This window comes from Streptomyces thermocarboxydovorans, assembly GCF_039524635.1.
Classification (GTDB): Bacteria; Actinomycetota; Actinomycetes; order Streptomycetales; family Streptomycetaceae; genus Streptomyces; species Streptomyces thermocarboxydovorans.
In genome coordinates this window covers 110,679-127,113 of sequence record NZ_BAAAGU010000009.1, presented here as the reverse complement: position 1 = coordinate 127,113, position 16,435 = coordinate 110,679, and the positions used below count along the sequence as shown (strand labels likewise).

The 16,435-nt window shown below is 70.3% G+C and carries 13 protein-coding genes, 1 rRNA gene, 1 pseudogene and 1 riboswitch; of the genes and pseudogenes, 13 read left to right on the top strand and 2 right to left on the bottom strand.

The window, feature by feature from the left end; genetic code table 11:
• The 11 genes and pseudogenes from rrf to ABD198_RS06440 form a co-directional block, all read left to right on the top strand.
• Positions 1–80, top strand: a 5S ribosomal RNA gene (gene rrf, locus ABD198_RS06490); the annotation flags it as partial.
• Positions 81–190: 110 nt separating this feature from the next.
• Positions 191–799 carry a cardiolipin synthase ClsA gene (clsA, locus tag ABD198_RS06485; protein WP_343998414.1) on the top strand — a complete coding sequence of 203 codons (609 nt, stop codon included), beginning with the start codon at positions 191–193 and terminating at the stop codon, positions 797–799.
• Between the two features lie 114 nt (positions 800–913).
• Positions 914–3,409: a sugar phosphate nucleotidyltransferase gene (locus ABD198_RS06480; protein ID WP_343998413.1), complete on the top strand. Its 2,496-nt coding sequence runs from the start codon at positions 914–916 to the stop codon at positions 3,407–3,409.
• Between the two features lie 107 nt (positions 3,410–3,516).
• Positions 3,517–4,428 carry a DUF881 domain-containing protein gene (locus ABD198_RS06475; protein WP_343998419.1) on the top strand — a complete coding sequence of 304 codons (912 nt, stop codon included), beginning with the start codon at positions 3,517–3,519 and terminating at the stop codon, positions 4,426–4,428.
• Positions 4,425–4,757 (top strand): small basic family protein, encoded by a 333-nt coding sequence (locus ABD198_RS06470; protein ID WP_167996981.1) that lies wholly within the window; start codon positions 4,425–4,427, stop codon positions 4,755–4,757. Before ABD198_RS06475 ends, ABD198_RS06470 begins: the two co-directional genes overlap by 4 nt.
• A gap of 5 nt (positions 4,758–4,762) precedes the next feature.
• Complete coding sequence (locus ABD198_RS06465; protein WP_343998412.1) at positions 4,763–5,758, top strand: DUF881 domain-containing protein; 996 nt, start codon at positions 4,763–4,765, stop codon at positions 5,756–5,758.
• Between the two features lie 61 nt (positions 5,759–5,819).
• The gene (locus ABD198_RS06460; RefSeq protein WP_343998411.1) at positions 5,820–6,752 is read left to right on the top strand and encodes an FHA domain-containing protein; all 933 of its coding nucleotides are present in this window, start codon (positions 5,820–5,822) and stop codon (positions 6,750–6,752) included.
• A gap of 38 nt (positions 6,753–6,790) precedes the next feature.
• Complete coding sequence (gene ftsR / locus ABD198_RS06455; protein ID WP_343998410.1) at positions 6,791–7,531, top strand: transcriptional regulator FtsR; 741 nt, start codon at positions 6,791–6,793, stop codon at positions 7,529–7,531.
• A gap of 83 nt (positions 7,532–7,614) precedes the next feature.
• Positions 7,615–8,088 carry a bifunctional nuclease family protein gene (locus ABD198_RS06450; protein ID WP_026253112.1) on the top strand — a complete coding sequence of 158 codons (474 nt, stop codon included), beginning with the start codon at positions 7,615–7,617 and terminating at the stop codon, positions 8,086–8,088.
• A 163-nt stretch (positions 8,089–8,251) separates the two neighbouring features.
• Complete coding sequence (locus ABD198_RS06445) at positions 8,252–8,935, top strand: MerR family transcriptional regulator (protein ID WP_343998409.1); 684 nt, start codon at positions 8,252–8,254, stop codon at positions 8,933–8,935.
• A gap of 35 nt (positions 8,936–8,970) precedes the next feature.
• Positions 8,971–10,303: pseudogene (locus ABD198_RS06440) on the top strand (DNA polymerase IV); the annotation flags it as partial.
• Positions 10,304–10,643: 340 nt separating this feature from the next.
• Here the strand turns inward: ABD198_RS06440 and ABD198_RS06435 are convergent.
• On the bottom strand, positions 10,644–11,018 hold the full coding sequence (locus tag ABD198_RS06435) for a PRC-barrel domain-containing protein (RefSeq protein WP_343998408.1): 375 nt from the start codon (positions 11,016–11,018) through the stop codon (positions 10,644–10,646).
• Between the two features lie 135 nt (positions 11,019–11,153).
• Positions 11,154–11,249: riboswitch (glycine riboswitch) on the top strand.
• A gap of 173 nt (positions 11,250–11,422) precedes the next feature.
• Between ABD198_RS06435 and gcvP the strand changes: the two genes are divergently transcribed.
• On the top strand, positions 11,423–14,308 hold the full coding sequence (gcvP, locus tag ABD198_RS06430; RefSeq protein WP_343998407.1) for an aminomethyl-transferring glycine dehydrogenase: 2,886 nt from the start codon (positions 11,423–11,425) through the stop codon (positions 14,306–14,308).
• 130 nt (positions 14,309–14,438) lie between these two features.
• Here gcvP and ABD198_RS06425 read toward each other — a convergent pair whose 3' ends face one another.
• Positions 14,439–14,834, bottom strand: coding sequence for a TOBE domain-containing protein (locus tag ABD198_RS06425; protein ID WP_343998406.1), 396 nt, complete (start codon positions 14,832–14,834; stop codon positions 14,439–14,441).
• A 304-nt stretch (positions 14,835–15,138) separates the two neighbouring features.
• Here ABD198_RS06425 and ABD198_RS06420 point away from each other — a divergent pair, with 304 nt between their 5' ends.
• Positions 15,139–16,431 (top strand): extracellular solute-binding protein, encoded by a 1,293-nt coding sequence (locus ABD198_RS06420; RefSeq protein WP_343998405.1) that lies wholly within the window; start codon positions 15,139–15,141, stop codon positions 16,429–16,431.
• The last annotated feature ends 4 nt before the right edge of the window (positions 16,432–16,435 follow it).

Sequence of the window (16,435 nt, the reverse complement as noted above, 5' to 3'; positions counted from 1 at the left end):
TTCCGAACCCGGAAGCTAAGCCTTACAGCGCCGATGGTACTGCAGGGGGGACCCTGTGGGAGAGTAGGACGCCGCCGAACTCCTTTTGCAGCTCCGGCTCTTGGGCGTACAGCCCGAGAGCCGGAGCTTTTCTGCGTTGATGTAAGGTCAGGGAGCATCGTTGGCTCGTTTCCCCACAGGAGGCCCCCGGGTGGAGGTCCAGGAGACTCGCGTCCAGACGGACCGTGTCCTCACCATCCCGAACATCCTCAGCATGGCGAGGCTCGTCGGCGTGCCCCTGTTCCTGTGGCTGATCCTGTGGCCCGAGTTCGGCGGTCCGAAGAGCGACGGCTGGGCCCTGCTGGTCCTGGCCCTCAGCGGTGTCACCGACTATCTGGACGGCAAGCTCGCCCGGCGATGGAACCAGATCAGCAGCCTGGGCCGGCTGCTCGATCCCGCGGCCGACCGGCTCTACATACTTTCGACCTTGGTCGGTCTCACCTGGCGCGAGATTCTGCCGCTGTGGCTGACCTGTGTGCTGCTGGCGCGAGAGCTGGTTCTGCTGGTGATGGTGGGTATCCTCCGGCGTCACGGCTATCCGCCGCCGCAGGTGAACTTCCTCGGCAAGGCCGCCACCTTCAACTTGATGTATGCCTTCCCGCTGCTCCTGCTCAGTGACGGAAGTGGCTGGATCGCGTCACTCGCTGCTATTTTCGGATGGGCGTTCGCCGGATGGGGTACAACCCTGTATTGGTGGGCAGGAGTCCTCTACGTGGTGCAAGTCCGCCGACTGGTCCGGGCGGACGCCATGGCCGATTGAACCCGCTGATTGGCACGCGCATGTCGGTGCGGTCGCCCGCTTGAAAACTGTGCGGGACAATCCTGGTGGGTGAGTCGGCCAGACCGTCGTCTCTTCGAGGAGGACGCTTCCGACATGAAGGCCGTTGTGATGGCCGGGGGCGAAGGCACGCGCCTGCGCCCCATGACCTCAAGCATGCCCAAGCCGCTCCTGCCGGTGGTCAATAGGCCGATCATGGAGCATGTTCTGCGGCTGCTCAAAAAGCATGGGCTCAACGAAACCGTTGTGACTGTCCAATTCTTGGCGTCGCTCGTCAAGAACTACTTCGGTGACGGCGAAGAGCTCGGTATGGAGCTCACCTATGCCAATGAAGAGAAGCCACTCGGCACCGCAGGAAGCGTCAAGAACGCCGAGGAGGCTTTGAAGGACGATGCCTTTCTCGTCATCTCTGGCGACGCGCTGACCGACTTCGACCTGACCGAGCTCATCAACTTCCACAAGGAAAAGGGCGCGATGGTCACGGTCTGCCTGACCCGTGTGCCGAATCCCCTGGAGTTCGGCATCACCATCGTGGACGAGGAGGGAAAGGTCGAGCGCTTCCTGGAGAAGCCCACCTGGGGCCAGGTGTTCTCCGACACCGTGAACACCGGCATCTATGTCATGGAGCCCGAGGTCTTCGACTATGTCGAGCCCGACGTGCCCGTCGACTGGTCGGGTGATGTCTTCCCGCAGCTGATGAAGGAAGGCAAGCCGATCTACGGCTATGTCGCCGAGGGCTACTGGGAGGACGTCGGCACCCACGAGAGCTATGTGAAGGCGCAGGCCGACGTCCTCGAGGGCAAGGTCGACGTCGACATCGACGGCTTCGAGATCTCCCCCGGCGTCTGGGTGGCCGAGGGCGCCGAGGTGCACCCCGACGCCGTACTGCGCGGACCGCTGTACATCGGCGACTACGCCAAGGTCGAGGCCGGCGCGGAGATCCGCGAGCACACGGTCATCGGCTCCAACGTCGTCGTCAAGAGCGGCGCCTTCCTCCACAAGGCCGTCGTGCACGACAACGTCTATGTGGGCCCGCACAGCAACCTCCGCGGCTGCGTGCTCGGCAAGAACACCGACGTCATGCGGGCGGCCCGGATCGAGGACGGCGCCGTCATCGGTGACGAGTGCCTGATCGGTGAAGAATCGATCGTCCAGGGCAATGTGCGGGTCTACCCGTTCAAGACCATCGAGGCCGGTGCCTTCGTCAACACCTCGGTGATCTGGGAGTCCAGAGGGCAGGCGCATCTCTTCGGCGCTCGCGGCGTCTCCGGCATCCTGAACGTCGAGATCACCCCCGAGCTGGCCGTGCGGCTGGCCGGAGCCTATGCGACGACCCTCAAGAAGGGCTCGACGGTCACCACGGCCCGCGACCACTCCCGCGGTGCCCGCGCGCTCAAGCGGGCGGTCATCTCCGCGCTGCAGGCCAGCGCCATCGATGTGCGCGACCTGGAGAACGTGCCGCTGCCCGTGGCCCGGCAGCAGACCGCGCGGGGCAGCGCCGGCGGCATCATGATCCGGACCACCCCCGGTGTGCCGGACTCCGTCGACATCATGTTCTTCGACGGGAACGGCGCCGACCTCTCCCAGGCCAGCCAGCGCAAGCTGGACCGCGTGTTCGCACGCCAGGAGTACCGGCGTGCGTTCCCCGGCGAGATCGGCGACTTGCACTTCCCGTCCAGCGTCTTCGACTCGTACACCGGCTCGCTGCTGCGCAATGTCGACATCACCGGGATCGCCGAGTCCGGGCTCAAGGTCGTCGTGGACGCGTCCAACGGAAGCGCCGGCCTGGTGCTGCCGAGCCTGCTCGGCAAGCTCGGGGTGGACTCGCTGACCATCAACCCCGGACTGGACGAGTCCCGGCCGACCGAGACGGCCGACCAGCGGCGCTCGGGACTGGTCCGGCTCGGGGAGATCGTGGCCTCCTCGGGCGCCGCGTTCGGCGTGCGTTTCGACCCGGTCGGCGAGCGGCTGTCCCTGGTCGACGAGAAGGGCCGGATCATCGAGGACGACCGGGCCCTGCTGGTGATGCTCGACCTGATCGCCGCCGAGCGGCGCAGCGGCCGGGTGGCGCTCCCCGTGACCACCACCCGGATCGCCGAGCAGGTGGCCGCGTATCACGGCACCCAGGTCGAGTGGACGACGACCTCGCCGGACGACCTCACCCGCGTCGGCCGCGAGGACGGCACCATCTTCGGCGGTGACGGCAGGGGCGGCTTCATCGTCCCCGAGTTCAGCAGCGTCTACGACGGCACCGCGGCCTTCGTCCGGCTGATCGGGCTGGTCGCGCGCACGCAGCTGACCCTCAGCCAGATCGACGCGCGCATCCCGCGGGCGCATGTGATCAAGCGGGACCTGGCGACCCCGTGGGCGGTCAAGGGCCTGGTGATGCGCCGGGTCGTCGAGGCGGCCGGAGACCGCCATGTGGACACCACCGACGGCGTGCGGGTGGTGGAGGCCGACGGCCGCTGGGTGATGGTGCTGCCCGACCCGGCCGAGGCGGTCACGCACCTGTGGGCCGAGGGGCCCGACGACGCCTCCGCGCAGGCGCTGCTCGACGAGTGGTCGGCCGTGGTGGACAGCGCGGGCCGGTAACGGCGGACCCGAAAACCGACCGAGCCCGTGTGCCGGGCGGTGCCCCGGGGGGTGCCGCCCGGCACACGGGCAGGGTCGTTCGAAGGCAGTGGGTGCGGCGTGCGACGATGTGCGGCATGCCGCAGCAACCCCCTGTTCGGAGCACCCCCCAGCGGCCGCCGCGCCCGGATGCGTCGATGTCGTTGCTCACCAACGTCATGGACCACAGTCTCGACGACGGCTACGCCGAGGCCGCCGCCCGGAAGAAGGCCGAGGGGGAGAGGGGCCTGCCGAAGACGCTCAGGGCCAAGCTGGGGCTCGCCGCGGGGCTGGTGCTCGCCGCCCTGGTCGTGACCGTGGGAGCGGCGCAGGCGCGAGTGGCCGCACCGGTCGTCGCCAAGGAGCGCGAGGAGCTGATCGACCGGATCGACCGGGAGACCGAGGCCGCCGACCGGCTGGAGAAGAGCGTCGACAATCTGCGGGCGGAGGTCAGCGCCCGGCAGCGCGAGGCGATCGGGCACGGCGGCAGCAGTGACCGGTCCGAACTCGTCGGCATCCTCTCCGGCGCCACACCGGTGCACGGGCCCGGAGTGAAGCTCGTGGTCGACGACGCCAAGGGGTCGGGCGCGGGCGGCGAGGGCGACCCCCGTTCGGCCTCCGGGTTCTCCGACACGGGCCGGGTCCGCGACCGTGACATGCAGCGCGTGGTCAATGGACTGTGGGAGTCCGGCGCGGAAGCCGTCTCGATCAACGGACAGCGGCTCACCGCCCTGTCGGCGATCAGGGCGGCGGGCGACGCGATACTGGTCGACAACAGGCCGCTGGTGCCGCCGTACACGGTGCTGGCGGTGGGGGACGGCCGGAATCTCAGCTACCGGTTCCAGAACAGCGCGGACGGGCTCTATCTGCACGCCCTGCAGGAGAACTACGGCATCCGGACCGGCCTCTCCGTGGAGGACGACCTCCGGCTGCCCGCCGCACCGAGCGTCATCGTGCGCACCGCACAGCCGATATCCGAAACCGAGAAGGGCACATCGTGATCGCCGTACTGGGCCTCGTCGTGGGAGTCGTGGCCGGCCTGTTGGTCCGGCCCGAGGTTCCTGCCGCCGTCGAGCCGTATCTCCCGATCGCCGTGGTGGCGGCGCTGGACGCCGTCTTCGGCGGGTTCCGGGCCATGCTCGACGGGATATTCGACGACAAGGTCTTCGTGGTGTCGTTCCTGTCCAACGTGGTCGTCGCCGCGCTGATCGTGTTCCTCGGCGACAAGCTGGGCGTAGGGGCGCAGCTGTCCACCGGTGTCGTGGTGGTCCTCGGCATCCGCATCTTCTCCAACGCCGCGGCGATCCGCCGGCACGTGTTCCGGGCGTGAGGCCGATGAGCGAGCAGGACGACGAGCGCGAGCGCGAGCACGACGGCGGGCGCGAGCCCGGCAGCGCACGCGAGCAGGGGGCACGCGAGAGGGCGGACGGCGAGCAGCCGAAGGCCGCACCCCCGGCAGCACGGGCGGGCGGCCTGCGCAAGGAGTTGCCGGACGAGGTGCCGGGCGAGGCGAAGGCCGGCAGGGACACCGAGGCCGGGGCGGGCGCGGCGCGGCCCGGCGGGCAGGCGGACGACCGGCGGGGGTCCGGCTCCGATGCCGCGCCGGAGCTCACCGGGCGGCAGCGGCTGATCAACGGGCTGTGGCCGCCCCGCGTCACCCGGGCCCAACTCATCGTGGCGCTGCTGCTGTTCGGCCTCGGCTTCGGCCTGGCCGTCCAGGTGGCCTCCAACAGTGAGACCGACAGCGCCCTGCGCGGGGCCCGCCAGGAGGATCTCGTGCGCATTCTCGATGAACTCGACGACCGCACTCAGCGTCTAGAGGACGAGAAGCAAGGGCTCGAGAAGCAGCGTGACGAGCTGGAGAACAGCTCCGACCAGGCCGAGGAGGCCCGCAAGCAGACGATCGAGAAGGAACGGCAACTCGGCGTGCTGGCGGGCACCGTGGCCGCTCAGGGCCCGGGGATCACGATGACCATCGAGGACACGAAGGGGACGGTCGAGGCGGACATGCTGCTCGACGCCATCCAGGAGCTGCGCGCTGCCGGGGCCGAGGCGATCCAGGTGAACGGCGTGCGGGTCGTCGCCGGGACCTATCTCGCGGATTCGGGCAACGGAGTGAGCGTCGACGGGAACAAGATCAACGCCCCCTATCGTTTCAAGGTCATCGGCAAGCCGCAGGACCTGGAGCCGGCTCTCAACATTCCCGGAGGCGTGGTGCAGACTCTCGAGAAGGAACAGGCCACCGTAGCCGTGGAACGGTCGGCCAAGATCGTCGTCGATGCCTTGCGAGCGGCGAAGCGGCCTGACTACGCTCGGTCGTCCTCCCAGTGAACGGGGGGTATGCGGGGGGCGTCCGGCGCGGGCATGAGGTTGCGGGGGGTCGGCGCACCGATTGGCTGGTGCGTGGTGGAAACTGTCTGGTGGATACGGACGTTGTCAGGATGTCCGGGTCGGCCAGAGTGTTCAGTCAGGGTTCGTCCTGCCCCACGGGCGGGTCTGTTTCGGTCAAGGGGAATCGCCCGTGAAGTTGTTTGCGAAGTTGTTCGGCAAGAGCGCGCGAGAGGGCAGCGGCGACGCCACCTCTCAGCACCGCGCACAGCCCGAGGCGGAAGGGCAGCGTCCGCTGTTCCGGGACGAGGTCGGCGGCCAGGGCGCGCCGTCGGTTGACCCTGCCCAGCAGGGCGGCATAGGTTTTGGACAACCGTCAACCTCAGGTACGGGTGGAGACTTTTCGGACCCGTACGCGTCCCAAGCCCCTGGTGGGCAGCCGCGGCAGGAGGATCCGTCCATGTCGGCCCTGGTGTGTACGAGGTGCGGTAACCGCAATGCGGAGAACAGCCGCTTCTGCTCCAACTGCGGCGCCCCCCTGAGGCCCGGCGTCACCCCGGAGCGGTCGTCCGAGACGACGTCCACCATCTCCATCTCCGGTATCGAGGCCTACGACGCCGAGGCCACCGGGCAGACGCCGGTGCCGGCGCTGTCCCCGGAGGCGCAGGCGGCCGTGGACGCACTGCCCCAGGGGTCGGCGCTGCTGGTCGTGCGCCGCGGGCCGAACGCGGGCAGCCGCTTCCTGCTGGACGGCGACCTGACCACGGCGGGCCGTCATCCGCAGAGCGACATCTTCCTGGACGACGTGACCGTCTCCCGGCGGCACGTGGAGTTCCGCCGGGGCCCGGACGGTTCCTTCACCGTCGCGGACGTGGGCAGCCTGAACGGCACCTATGTCAACCGCGAGCGGATCGACCAGGTCGCCCTGTCCAACGGCGACGAGGTGCAGATCGGCAAGTACCGGCTGGTCTTCTACACGAGCCAGCGGGGCTACTGACCCTCCCCGGACGCCGACCGGGGACCGAGGGAAGGTTCATGCCTCACACACCGAGCGGCGGTGCCGGGCACGGTACCGCCGCACCGGAGACCGGACTGATGAGCATCGGTACGGTGCTGAACGTGCTGCGCGAGGAGTTCCCCGAGGTCACCATCTCCAAGATCCGCTTCCTGGAGTCGGAGGGGCTCATCGAGCCGCAGCGGACCCCGTCGGGGTACCGCAAGTTCAGCGCCGCCGACGTCGAGCGCCTCGGCCTGGTGCTCAGGATGCAGCGGGATCTGTATCTGCCGCTGAAGGTGATCCGTGAGCATCTGGCGGCGATGGAGCGCGGCGAGGCGGTCCAGCTGCCCGCGGTGGGCCGCCAGCGGGACGCGCACACCGCCGGCGAGCCCGTGGCCGACTGGCCCACCGCGGCCCGTATCGGCCGGGAGCAGCTGCTCGCGGCCGCCGGCATCGACGAGCGGACGCTCGCGGAGTGGGAGTCGTACGGGCTGCTCACCCAGCTGGAGGACGGCGTCTACGACGCCGAGGCGGTCACCATCGCCGAGCTGGTCGGCGAGCTGGGACGGCACGGCATCGGGCCGCGGCACCTCAGGGCCATGAAGGCCGCCGCGGACCGGGAGGCCGGCCTGGTGGAGCAGGTCGTCGCCCCGCTCAGACGCCACCGCAACCCGCAGACCAGGGCCCATGCCGAGGCCCGCACCAAGGAGCTGGCCGGGCTGACGGTGAAGCTGCACGCGGCGCTGGTGCGGACGGCGCTCGGCGTCCGTCTGCCCTGATCGCGAGGTCCTGTGGCGCCGGATTCGCCACCCGATCCCGGTCCGACTACCCAAACGTCCCGGGCACGGCCTAGGGTTGCTGTGTGAACGAGCTCGATGTCGTAGGTGTCCGGGTCGAAATGCCCTCCAACCAACCGATCGTGCTGTTGCGTGAAGTGGGAGGGGACCGCTACCTCCCCATCTGGATCGGACCGGGGGAGGCGACGGCCATCGCCTTCGCCCAGCAGGGCATGGCTCCCGCGCGGCCGCTGACCCACGACCTGTTCAAGGACGTGCTCGAGGCCGTGGGCCAGGAGCTCACGGAAGTGCGCATCACGGATCTGCGTGAGGGCGTCTTCTATGCGGAGCTGGTCTTCGCGAGCGGGGTGGAGGTGAGCGCCCGCCCGTCCGACGCCATAGCGCTGGCGCTGCGCACCGGGACGCCGATCTACGGCAGTGACACGGTGCTCGACGACGCCGGCATCGCCATCCCCGACGAACAGGAGGACGAGGTCGAGAAGTTCCGCGAGTTCCTCGACCAGATCTCGCCGGAGGACTTCGGGACCAGCAGCCAGTGACCGACCGCCCCGCCAGAGGCCATTCGGCTAGCCTTTCCCGGCGGACGGGCACGGGAAACCACTCTTAGGGTGATTATCACTCGGCGTGCCGAGTGTGGCGATCGTTGACGCACCCTTGGTGACTGCCTACCGTCGAGGAGGCAGGTCAAGGACGGAGGTCGGCGTGAGAAGCAGCGGCGACGGTACGGCGGGAGGTGCCCCCGGGCGCAGCCTCGGGGCGGGCGGGCCGTACCCTCCTCCCGGCTCCCGGCTGCGTTCGAGCATGGGCTACCCGGCCCAGAGCGGTACCGCCGCCCGCGCTCCGCAGCGGCCGACACCGGTGCCGGACAGCGGAGGGGCTGCGTCCATGGCGTCCGAGCAGATCGGCTATCGAGGGCCCACGGCCTGCGCCGCGGCCGGCATCACCTACCGGCAGCTCGACTACTGGGCCCGCACGGGCCTGGTCGAACCGAGCGTGCGGCCCGCCTGCGGTTCGGGGACCCAGCGGCTCTACAGCTTCCGGGACGTCGTCGTCCTGAAGATCGTCAAGCGGTTCCTCGACACCGGGGTCTCGCTGCAGAACATCCGCACCGCCGTGCAGCATCTGCGTGAGCGCGGCTTCCGTGACCTGGAGCGGATGACGCTGATGAGCGACGGCGCCACGGTCTACGAGTGCACCTCGCCGGACGAGGTGCACGCCCTGCTCCAGGGCGGTCAGGGCATCTTCGGGATCGCCGTGGGCGTGGTGTGGCGGGACGTCGAGAGCGCCCTGTCCCAGCTGCACGGGGAGCGCATCGACACCGGCGAGACGCTGATCGGGCACAACCCGGCCGACGAGCTGGCCCGCCGTCGCAACCGCGCGGTCTGAAGCGCTTGTCAGTGGCGTAGGGCAGCATCGGAGATGTGAGGTCCGCGCCTACGATCCTGCATCTCGACATGGATGCCTTCTTCGCGTCGGTGGAGCAGGCGTCCAAGCCGAGCCTGCGCGGGAAGGCCGTGATCGTGGGCGGGCTGGGACCGCGCGGGGTGGTCGCCACCTGCTCCTACGAGGCCCGGGTCTTCGGGGTGCATTCCGCGATGCCCATGGCGCAGGCGCGTCGGCTCGCCCCGCACGCCGCGTATCTGGTGCCGCGGTTCGCGTTCTACCGGTCGATCAGCGAGCAGGTCATGGAGCTGCTGCGAGCCCTGTCGCCGCTGGTGGAGCCGCTGAGCCTGGACGAGGCGTTCGTGGATCTGGAGGCCGGCGGGACGGCCTGGGACGAGCGTTCGGCGCGGCTGGCCGGCGCCAAGCTGCGCGCGGACATCCGGGAGGTCACCGGGCTGACCGGCTCGGTGGGGCTCGCGGCCTCCAAGATGCTGGCGAAGATCGCCTCCGAGCACGCCAAGCCGGACGGGCTGGCCGTGATCGAGCCGGGCACCGAGCGGGAGCTGCTGGCGCCGCTGTCCGTGCGCACGCTGCCGGGGGTCGGACCGGCCACCGGTGACCATCTGCGCAGGGCCGGCATCCACACGGTCGGCGAGCTGGCCGAGGCCGGCGAGGACGAGCTGGTGCGGCTGCTCGGCAAGGCGCACGGGCAGGCGCTCTACGCGATGGCGCTGGCGCGGGACGAGCGGCCGGTGGTGGCCGAGCGGGAGACCAAGTCGGTGTCCGTCGAGGACACCTATGACGTGGACATCCACGACCGGGTGCGGGTGGCGATGGAGGTGCGCCGGCTCGCCGACCGGTGCGTGCGCCGGCTGCGCGCGGCCGGGCTGTCCGGGCGGACCATCGTGCTGAAGGTGCGCCGGTACGACTTCTCCACGCTCACCCGGTCCGAGACACTGCGCGGCCCCACGGACGACCCGGCCGTGGTGCGGGAGGCGGCGGCGCGGCTGCTGGACTCCGTGGAGACCACGGGCGGGGTGCGGCTGCTGGGCGTCGGGGTGAGCGGACTGGCCGACTTCACCCAGGAGGACCTCTTCGCCCAGGCGGCGGGGGAGCGCGAGGAGGAGTCGCCGGGCGCCGAGGAACCGGTGACCGAGCCGACCGAGGAGGCACCAGCACCGGCCGAGCGCCGCTGGCCCGCAGGCCACGACGTGCGGCACGCCGAGTACGGGCACGGCTGGGTGCAGGGCAGCGGCCTCGGCCGGGTGACCGTGCGCTTCGAAACCCCGGACTCGCCCCCGGGACGGGTCCGGACCTTCCGGGTCGACGACCCGGCCCTCGAGCCGGCGGACCCGTTGCCGCTGGTGACCCGAAGACCCTCCCCGGCCTCCTCGGCGGCGGGTCCGCGACGCCCGAAGGGCGCGGGAGCAGAGCCCGCCGGAGGCGGCGGTTCGGCGCCCGCGGTCACGGGCACGGACCGTGGGGCGGCACCTGCGGGCACGGGGATGGACGGCAGCGCGGCCCCGGGCGCAAGGCCCGAAGGCCGTGCGGAGCACGCCGGCGCGAGGGCTGACGGCGGGGCGGCACCCGCGGGCACGGAGGCGGGCGGCGGGGCGGCATCCGCCGGCACGGGGAGGGATGGCGGGGCGGCGCCCGCAGGGACGACGGCGGAGTTATCCGCGGAGACCGTCGGTCCCGTGCACCGCGCGCTTCAGGTCTGCTTGTCCTTGCCGGCCAGTTTGCCGAAGTCGCGGTCCCGGAGCGGGGGCGGGGCGGCCACGTCCAGGCCGTAGTGGTGGTAGAGCTGGAGCTCTTGCTCCGGGGAGAGGTGGCGGCCCACGCCGAAGTCGGGGGCGTCCTTGATCAGGGCGCGGTCGTAGGGCACGTGGAGGGCGCCGTCGATCAGCTCGCTCGGTTCCAGGGGAACGAACGCGTCCCTGCTGAACAGGCCGGTGCGTATCGCCGCCCACTCGGGTACGCCGGTGGCGTCGTCGAGGTACACCTCGTCGACCGTGCCGATGCGGTTTCCGTTGCGGTCGAACGCCTTGCGGCCGATCAGGTTGCGCGGATCGATGTCGGTGTCCACGGGCCCTCCACTGGTCGCAAAACTCATCCGTAAGTCTGTAAGTACTACAAAACGGCACAAACGATGCGGCGGCCACTCGAAGGTTTCCGGTCAGGGCCCGGCCTTGCCTTCGCTGGTACGCTGGCAGACGGCTGCTGACCCCGTGCGGGAGAGTCCTCCAGGCCCCACTGGAGGCGCCGAAGGAGCAAATCCTCCCCGGAATCTCTCAGGCCCACGTACCGCACGGACGAGGTCACTCTGGAAAGCAGGGCGGGTGTCACGGCTTCCGCTCTCACCGACGGTGAAAGCCGGGTCCCTTACGGCGATCCGGTGAAGCTCTCAGGTCGAGATGACAGAGGGGGAGGCCGTCCGGGCACCCGCGCCGTGGTGCCCCTCGAAGGTCGTCAGACCAGGAGGCCTCCGCAATGACCGCCCACCGCACTCCGCTCTCCGAGCTCGAACAGGGAACGCCCTTCGAGCAGCGCCACATCGGCCCCGACCACGGGGCCCGGGCCAAGATGCTGGCCCAGGTCGGCTACGGCTCGCTCGACGAGCTGACCGCCGCCGCGGTGCCGGATGTGATCAAGAACGCCGACGCGCTGGACCTGCCGGGCGCCCGCACCGAGGCCGAGGTGCTGGCCGAGCTGCGCTCGCTGGCCGACCGCAACCAGGTGCTCGACTCCATGATCGGGCTCGGCTACTACGGGACCTTCACCCCGCCCGTGATCCTGCGGAACGTGATGGAGAACCCCGCCTGGTACACGGCCTACACGCCCTACCAGCCGGAGATCTCGCAGGGCCGGCTCGAGGCGCTGCTGAACTTCCAGACCATGGTCGCCGACCTCACCGGCCTGCCGACCTCCGGGGCCTCCCTGCTCGACGAGGGCACCGCCGCCGCCGAGGCGATGGCGCTGTCCCGGCGCATGGGCAAGAACAAGAAGGGCCTGTTCCTGGTCGACGCGGACGCGCTGCCGCAGACCATCGCCGTGATCCAGACCCGCGCCGAACCGACCGGCGTGGAGGTCGTCGTCGCCGACCTCAGCGAGGGCATCCCCGCCGAGATCGCCGAGCGCGAGATCAACGGGGTCCTCATCCAGTACCCGGGCGCCTCCGGCGCCGTGCGCGACATCAAGCCGGTGATCGACCAGGCGCACGAGCTCGGCGCGCTCGTCACCGTCGCCGCCGACCTGCTGGCGCTCACCCTGCTGAAGTCGCCCGGCGAACTGGGCGCCGACATCGCCGTCGGCACCACCCAGCGCTTCGGCGTGCCCATGGGCTTCGGCGGGCCGCACGCCGGCTACATGGCCGTCCAGGAGAAGATGGCGCGCAGCCTGCCCGGGCGGCTCGTCGGCGTCTCCGTGGACGCGGACGGACACAAGGCCTACCGGCTGGCGCTGCAGACCCGCGAGCAGCACATCCGCCGCGAGAAGGCCACCAGCAACATCTGCACCGCCCAGGTGCTGCTCGCCGTGATGGCCGGGATGTACGCCGTCTACCACGGGCCGGAGGGCCTGCGGACCATCGCGCGGCGCACCCACCGCTACGCCACCATCCTCGCCGAGGGCCTGCGCGCCGCCGGTGCCGAGATCGTGCACGGCTCCTACTTCGACACCCTGACCGTGCGGGTCCCGGGCCGGGCCTCCGAGATCGTCGCCGCCGCCCGGGACAACGGCGTCAACCTGCGCCAGGTCGACGGCGACCACGTCTCCATCGCCTGCGACGAGACCACCGGCCGGGCGCAGCTCGCCGCCGTGTGGCGTGCCTTCGGCACCGAGGGCGACATCGAGGCCCTGGACGCGAGCGTCGGGGACGCGCTGCCGGACGCCCTGCTGCGCACCGACGAGTACCTGACCCACCCGGTCTTCCACCAGCACCGCTCCGAGACCGCGATGCTGCGCTACCTGCGCCGCCTCGCGGACCGCGACTACGCGCTGGACCGCGGCATGATCCCGCTGGGCTCCTGCACCATGAAGCTCAACGCGACCACCGAGATGGAAGCGGTCACCTGGCCCGAGTTCGGCGCGCTGCACCCCTTCGCGCCCGCCGAGCAGGCCGAGGGCTACCGCACCCTCATCCGCGAGCTGGAGGAGCGGCTCGCCGAGGTCACCGGCTACGACAAGGTGTCGCTCCAGCCCAACGCCGGGTCCCAGGGCGAACTGGCCGGTCTGCTCGCCGTCCGCGGCTACCACCGGGCCAACGGCGACGAGCAGCGCAATATCTGCCTCATCCCGTCCTCCGCGCACGGCACCAACGCCGCCAGCGCCGTGATGGCCGGCATGAAGGTCGTCGTCGTCAAGACCGCCGACAACGGCGAGGTCGACCTCGAGGATCTGCGCGCCAAGATCGAGCAGTACCGCGACGAGCTGGCGGTGCTGATGATCACCTACCCGTCGACGCACGGTGTGTTCGAGGAGCACGTCGCCGACATCTGCGCCCGGGTGCACGAGGCCGGCGGGCAGGTCTACGTCGACGGCGCCAACCTCAACGCCCTGGTCGGCCTGGCCAAGCCCGGCCACTTCGGCGGCGACGTCTCGCACCTGAACCTGCACAAGACCTTCTGCATCCCGCACGGCGGCGGCGGTCCCGGCGTCGGCCCGGTCGGCGTGCGGGCGCACCTGGCCCCGTACCTGCCCAACCACCCGCTCCAGCCCGCGGCCGGACCGGAGACCGGGGTCGGGCCGATCTCCGCGGCGCCGTGGGGCTCGGCGAGCATCCTGCCGATCTCCTGGGCCTACGTCCGGCTCATGGGCGGCGAGGCCCTCAAGCGCGCCACCCAGGTCGCCGTGCTCAGCGCCAACTACATCGCCAAGCGCCTCGAGCCGCACTACCCGGTGCTCTACACCGGCCCCGGCGGGCTGGTCGCGCACGAGTGCATCATCGACCTGCGCCCGCTGACCAAGGCCACCGGCGTGACCGTGGACGACGTGGCCAAGCGGCTGATCGACTATGGCTTCCACGCGCCGACCATGTCGTTCCCGGTGGCCGGGACGCTGATGATCGAGCCGACCGAGTCCGAGGACCTCACCGAGCTCGACCGGTTCTGCGAGGCGATGATCGCCATCCGCGCCGAGATCGAGAAGGTCGGTTCCGGCGAGTGGCCCGCGGACGACAACCCGCTGCGCAACGCCCCGCACACGGCGTCCATGCTGGGCGGCGAGTGGGAGCACCCCTACAGCCGTGAGGAGGCCGTCTTCCCGGGCGAGGTGAGCGCCGCCGACAAGTACTGGCCGCCGGTGCGCCGTATCGACCAGGCCTACGGCGACCGCAACCTGGTCTGCTCCTGCCCGCCGCTGGACGCGTACGAGGACTGACGACCGCCGCGTACGAAGAACCGATCGCCCGGCGCCTGACGCCGCAGTGAAGGGCTCCGCCCCGGCCGCACGGCCGGGGCGGAGCCCTTTCCGCGTCCGGACCGAGGCGGCCCGTCAGACGCGGTCGACGTCAGGTGCGGTCGATATAGACGTTTGTCGACTTCACACGGGCCGTGGCCTCCATGCCGATCTCCAGGCCCAGGTCCTCGACGGCCTCCCGGGTCAGCAGGGAGACCAGCCGGTGCGGGCCGGCCTGGATCTCCACCTGGGCGGCGACGTCACCGAGCTTGATCGCGGTGACGATGCCGGGGAAGGCGTTGCGGGCCGAGGTGTAGGAGGTGCCCTCCTCGGCGGCGGCCGAGCGGGCGAGTTCGACCGAGAAGGAGGCCAGGTCGCGCCCGTCGATCAGGCGGCGGCCGTTCTCGTCGCGGTGGGTGGTGAGGCGCCCGGCGTCGGCCCAGCGGCGGGCCGTGTCCGGGCTGACGCCGAGCAGCCGTGCTGCCTGGCCGATCGTGTAGGACTGCATGCCGATCACGATAGGCCGCAGCGGGTCGGTGACGGTCCGGTACCGGCCCCGTGACCGTTCGTACTGTCCGACGCCGCCGGAACGTTCGCTCGAAGATCCGAAAGTTTCGCCGACTCGAGGCCGTAGTCCGGCGAGTGTAAGCCCCGCTGGCCGCAGATTTGCCCTGCACAAGGTCTTGCCACCCTTTGGCGGCTGTCTCTAGGGTGCGGCAACAACGCATGTTTCTGGATCTCGTTCGAAACTTTCGACAGACAGTGGGGCGGATGCGCGGACATCCGCCCCCTACCACCAAGGAGCGCATGACATGGGCGACCCGGCACTGTCCCGCCGCGGCTTCCTGGCGGCCTCCGCCGCGGCCGGTCTGGGCATCACCGCACTGAGCGGCTGCGGCGGCGACTCGGACGGAGGGTCGTCGGGGACGACCACGATCGAGTGGTGGAACATCTCCACCACCGAGCCCACCAAGACCGTCTGGGCCGCCCTGGCCAAGAAGTTCGAGGCGCAGAACCCCAAGGTCAAGATAAAGATCGTCCAGCTCGAGAACGACGCCTACAAGGCGAAGATGACCGCGCTCACCTCCTCCGGGAAGCTGCCGGACATCTTCCACACCTGGGGCGGCGGTGTCCTCAAGCAGCAGGTCGACGCCGGGCTGGTCGAGGACCTCACCGACCGCACCAAGGACTTCTCCGAGGGCCTGCTGCCCGTCGCCAAGGAGCCGTACCTGCTCGACGACAAGCTCTACGGCATCCCCTTCGACATCGGCATGGTCGGCTTCTGGTACAACAAGGCGCTCTTCAAGAAGGCCGGCATCGGCGGGCCGCCCACCACCTGGAACGGCTTCCTCGACGCCGTGCGCAAGCTGAAGTCCGCCGGCGTCACGCCGCTCGCCCTGGCCGGCAAGGAGACCTGGACCGGCATGTACTACTGGGCGTACCTGGCGATGCGCACCGCCGGCATCGACGCCCTCACCAAGGCCAATGAGGAGAAGGACTTCACCGGCCCCGGATTTGTCGAGGCCGGCGAGCATCTGAAGGAACTCGTCGCCCTGCAGCCGTTCCAGAAGGGCTTCCTGGGCGCCTCCTACTCCACGCCCACCGGCCAGGCCGCCACCGTCGGCAACGGCAGGGCGGCGATGGAGCTGATGGGGCAGTGGGCCCCGGTGGTGCAGTCCGACGCGGGCAAGGGGCTCGGCGACGACCTCGGCTTCTTCCCCTTCCCGGCGGTCGAGGGCGGAAAGGGCAGCATCACCGAGGTGTTCGGCGGAGGCGGCGGACACGCGCTGCGGCGCGGCGCACCGCAGGCCGCCGTGGACTTCCTGAAGTTCTTCGCCTCCGAGACCACGGACCGCGAACTCGTGAAGAAGACCGGCGTCCTGCCCGTGGTCCCCGCGGCCGAGGACGCCCTGACCGACCGCAATCTCCAGGCGGTGCAGAAGCAGCTCAAGGGCGCCACCGGCTTCCAGCTCTACCTCGACCAGGCCTACGCCCCCGCCGTCGGCCAGGAGGTCAACGACTCGGTGGGCGCGCTCATCGCCGGGTCCAAGTCCCCCGAGCAGGTCGCCCAGTCGATCACGAAGGCCGCGAAGGAAGAGCAGTAGCCGT

What these genes read in the sequence shown, in the direction of transcription:
- ABD198_RS06480 (WP_343998413.1), top strand. Translation starts at nt 914, where the DNA reads ATGAAGGCCGTTGTGATGGCCGGGGGCGAAGGCACGCGCCTGCGCCCC.
- ABD198_RS06475 (WP_343998419.1), top strand. Translation starts at nt 3,517, where the DNA reads ATGTGCGGCATGCCGCAGCAACCCCCTGTTCGGAGCACCCCCCAGCGG.
- ABD198_RS06465 (WP_343998412.1), top strand. Translation starts at nt 4,763, where the DNA reads ATGAGCGAGCAGGACGACGAGCGCGAGCGCGAGCACGACGGCGGGCGC.
- ftsR (WP_343998410.1), top strand. Translation starts at nt 6,791, where the DNA reads ATGCCTCACACACCGAGCGGCGGTGCCGGGCACGGTACCGCCGCACCG.
- gcvP (WP_343998407.1), top strand. Translation starts at nt 11,423, where the DNA reads ATGACCGCCCACCGCACTCCGCTCTCCGAGCTCGAACAGGGAACGCCC.
- ABD198_RS06425 (WP_343998406.1), bottom strand. Translation starts at nt 14,834, where the DNA reads ATGCAGTCCTACACGATCGGCCAGGCAGCACGGCTGCTCGGCGTCAGC.
- ABD198_RS06420 (WP_343998405.1), top strand. Translation starts at nt 15,139, where the DNA reads ATGGGCGACCCGGCACTGTCCCGCCGCGGCTTCCTGGCGGCCTCCGCC.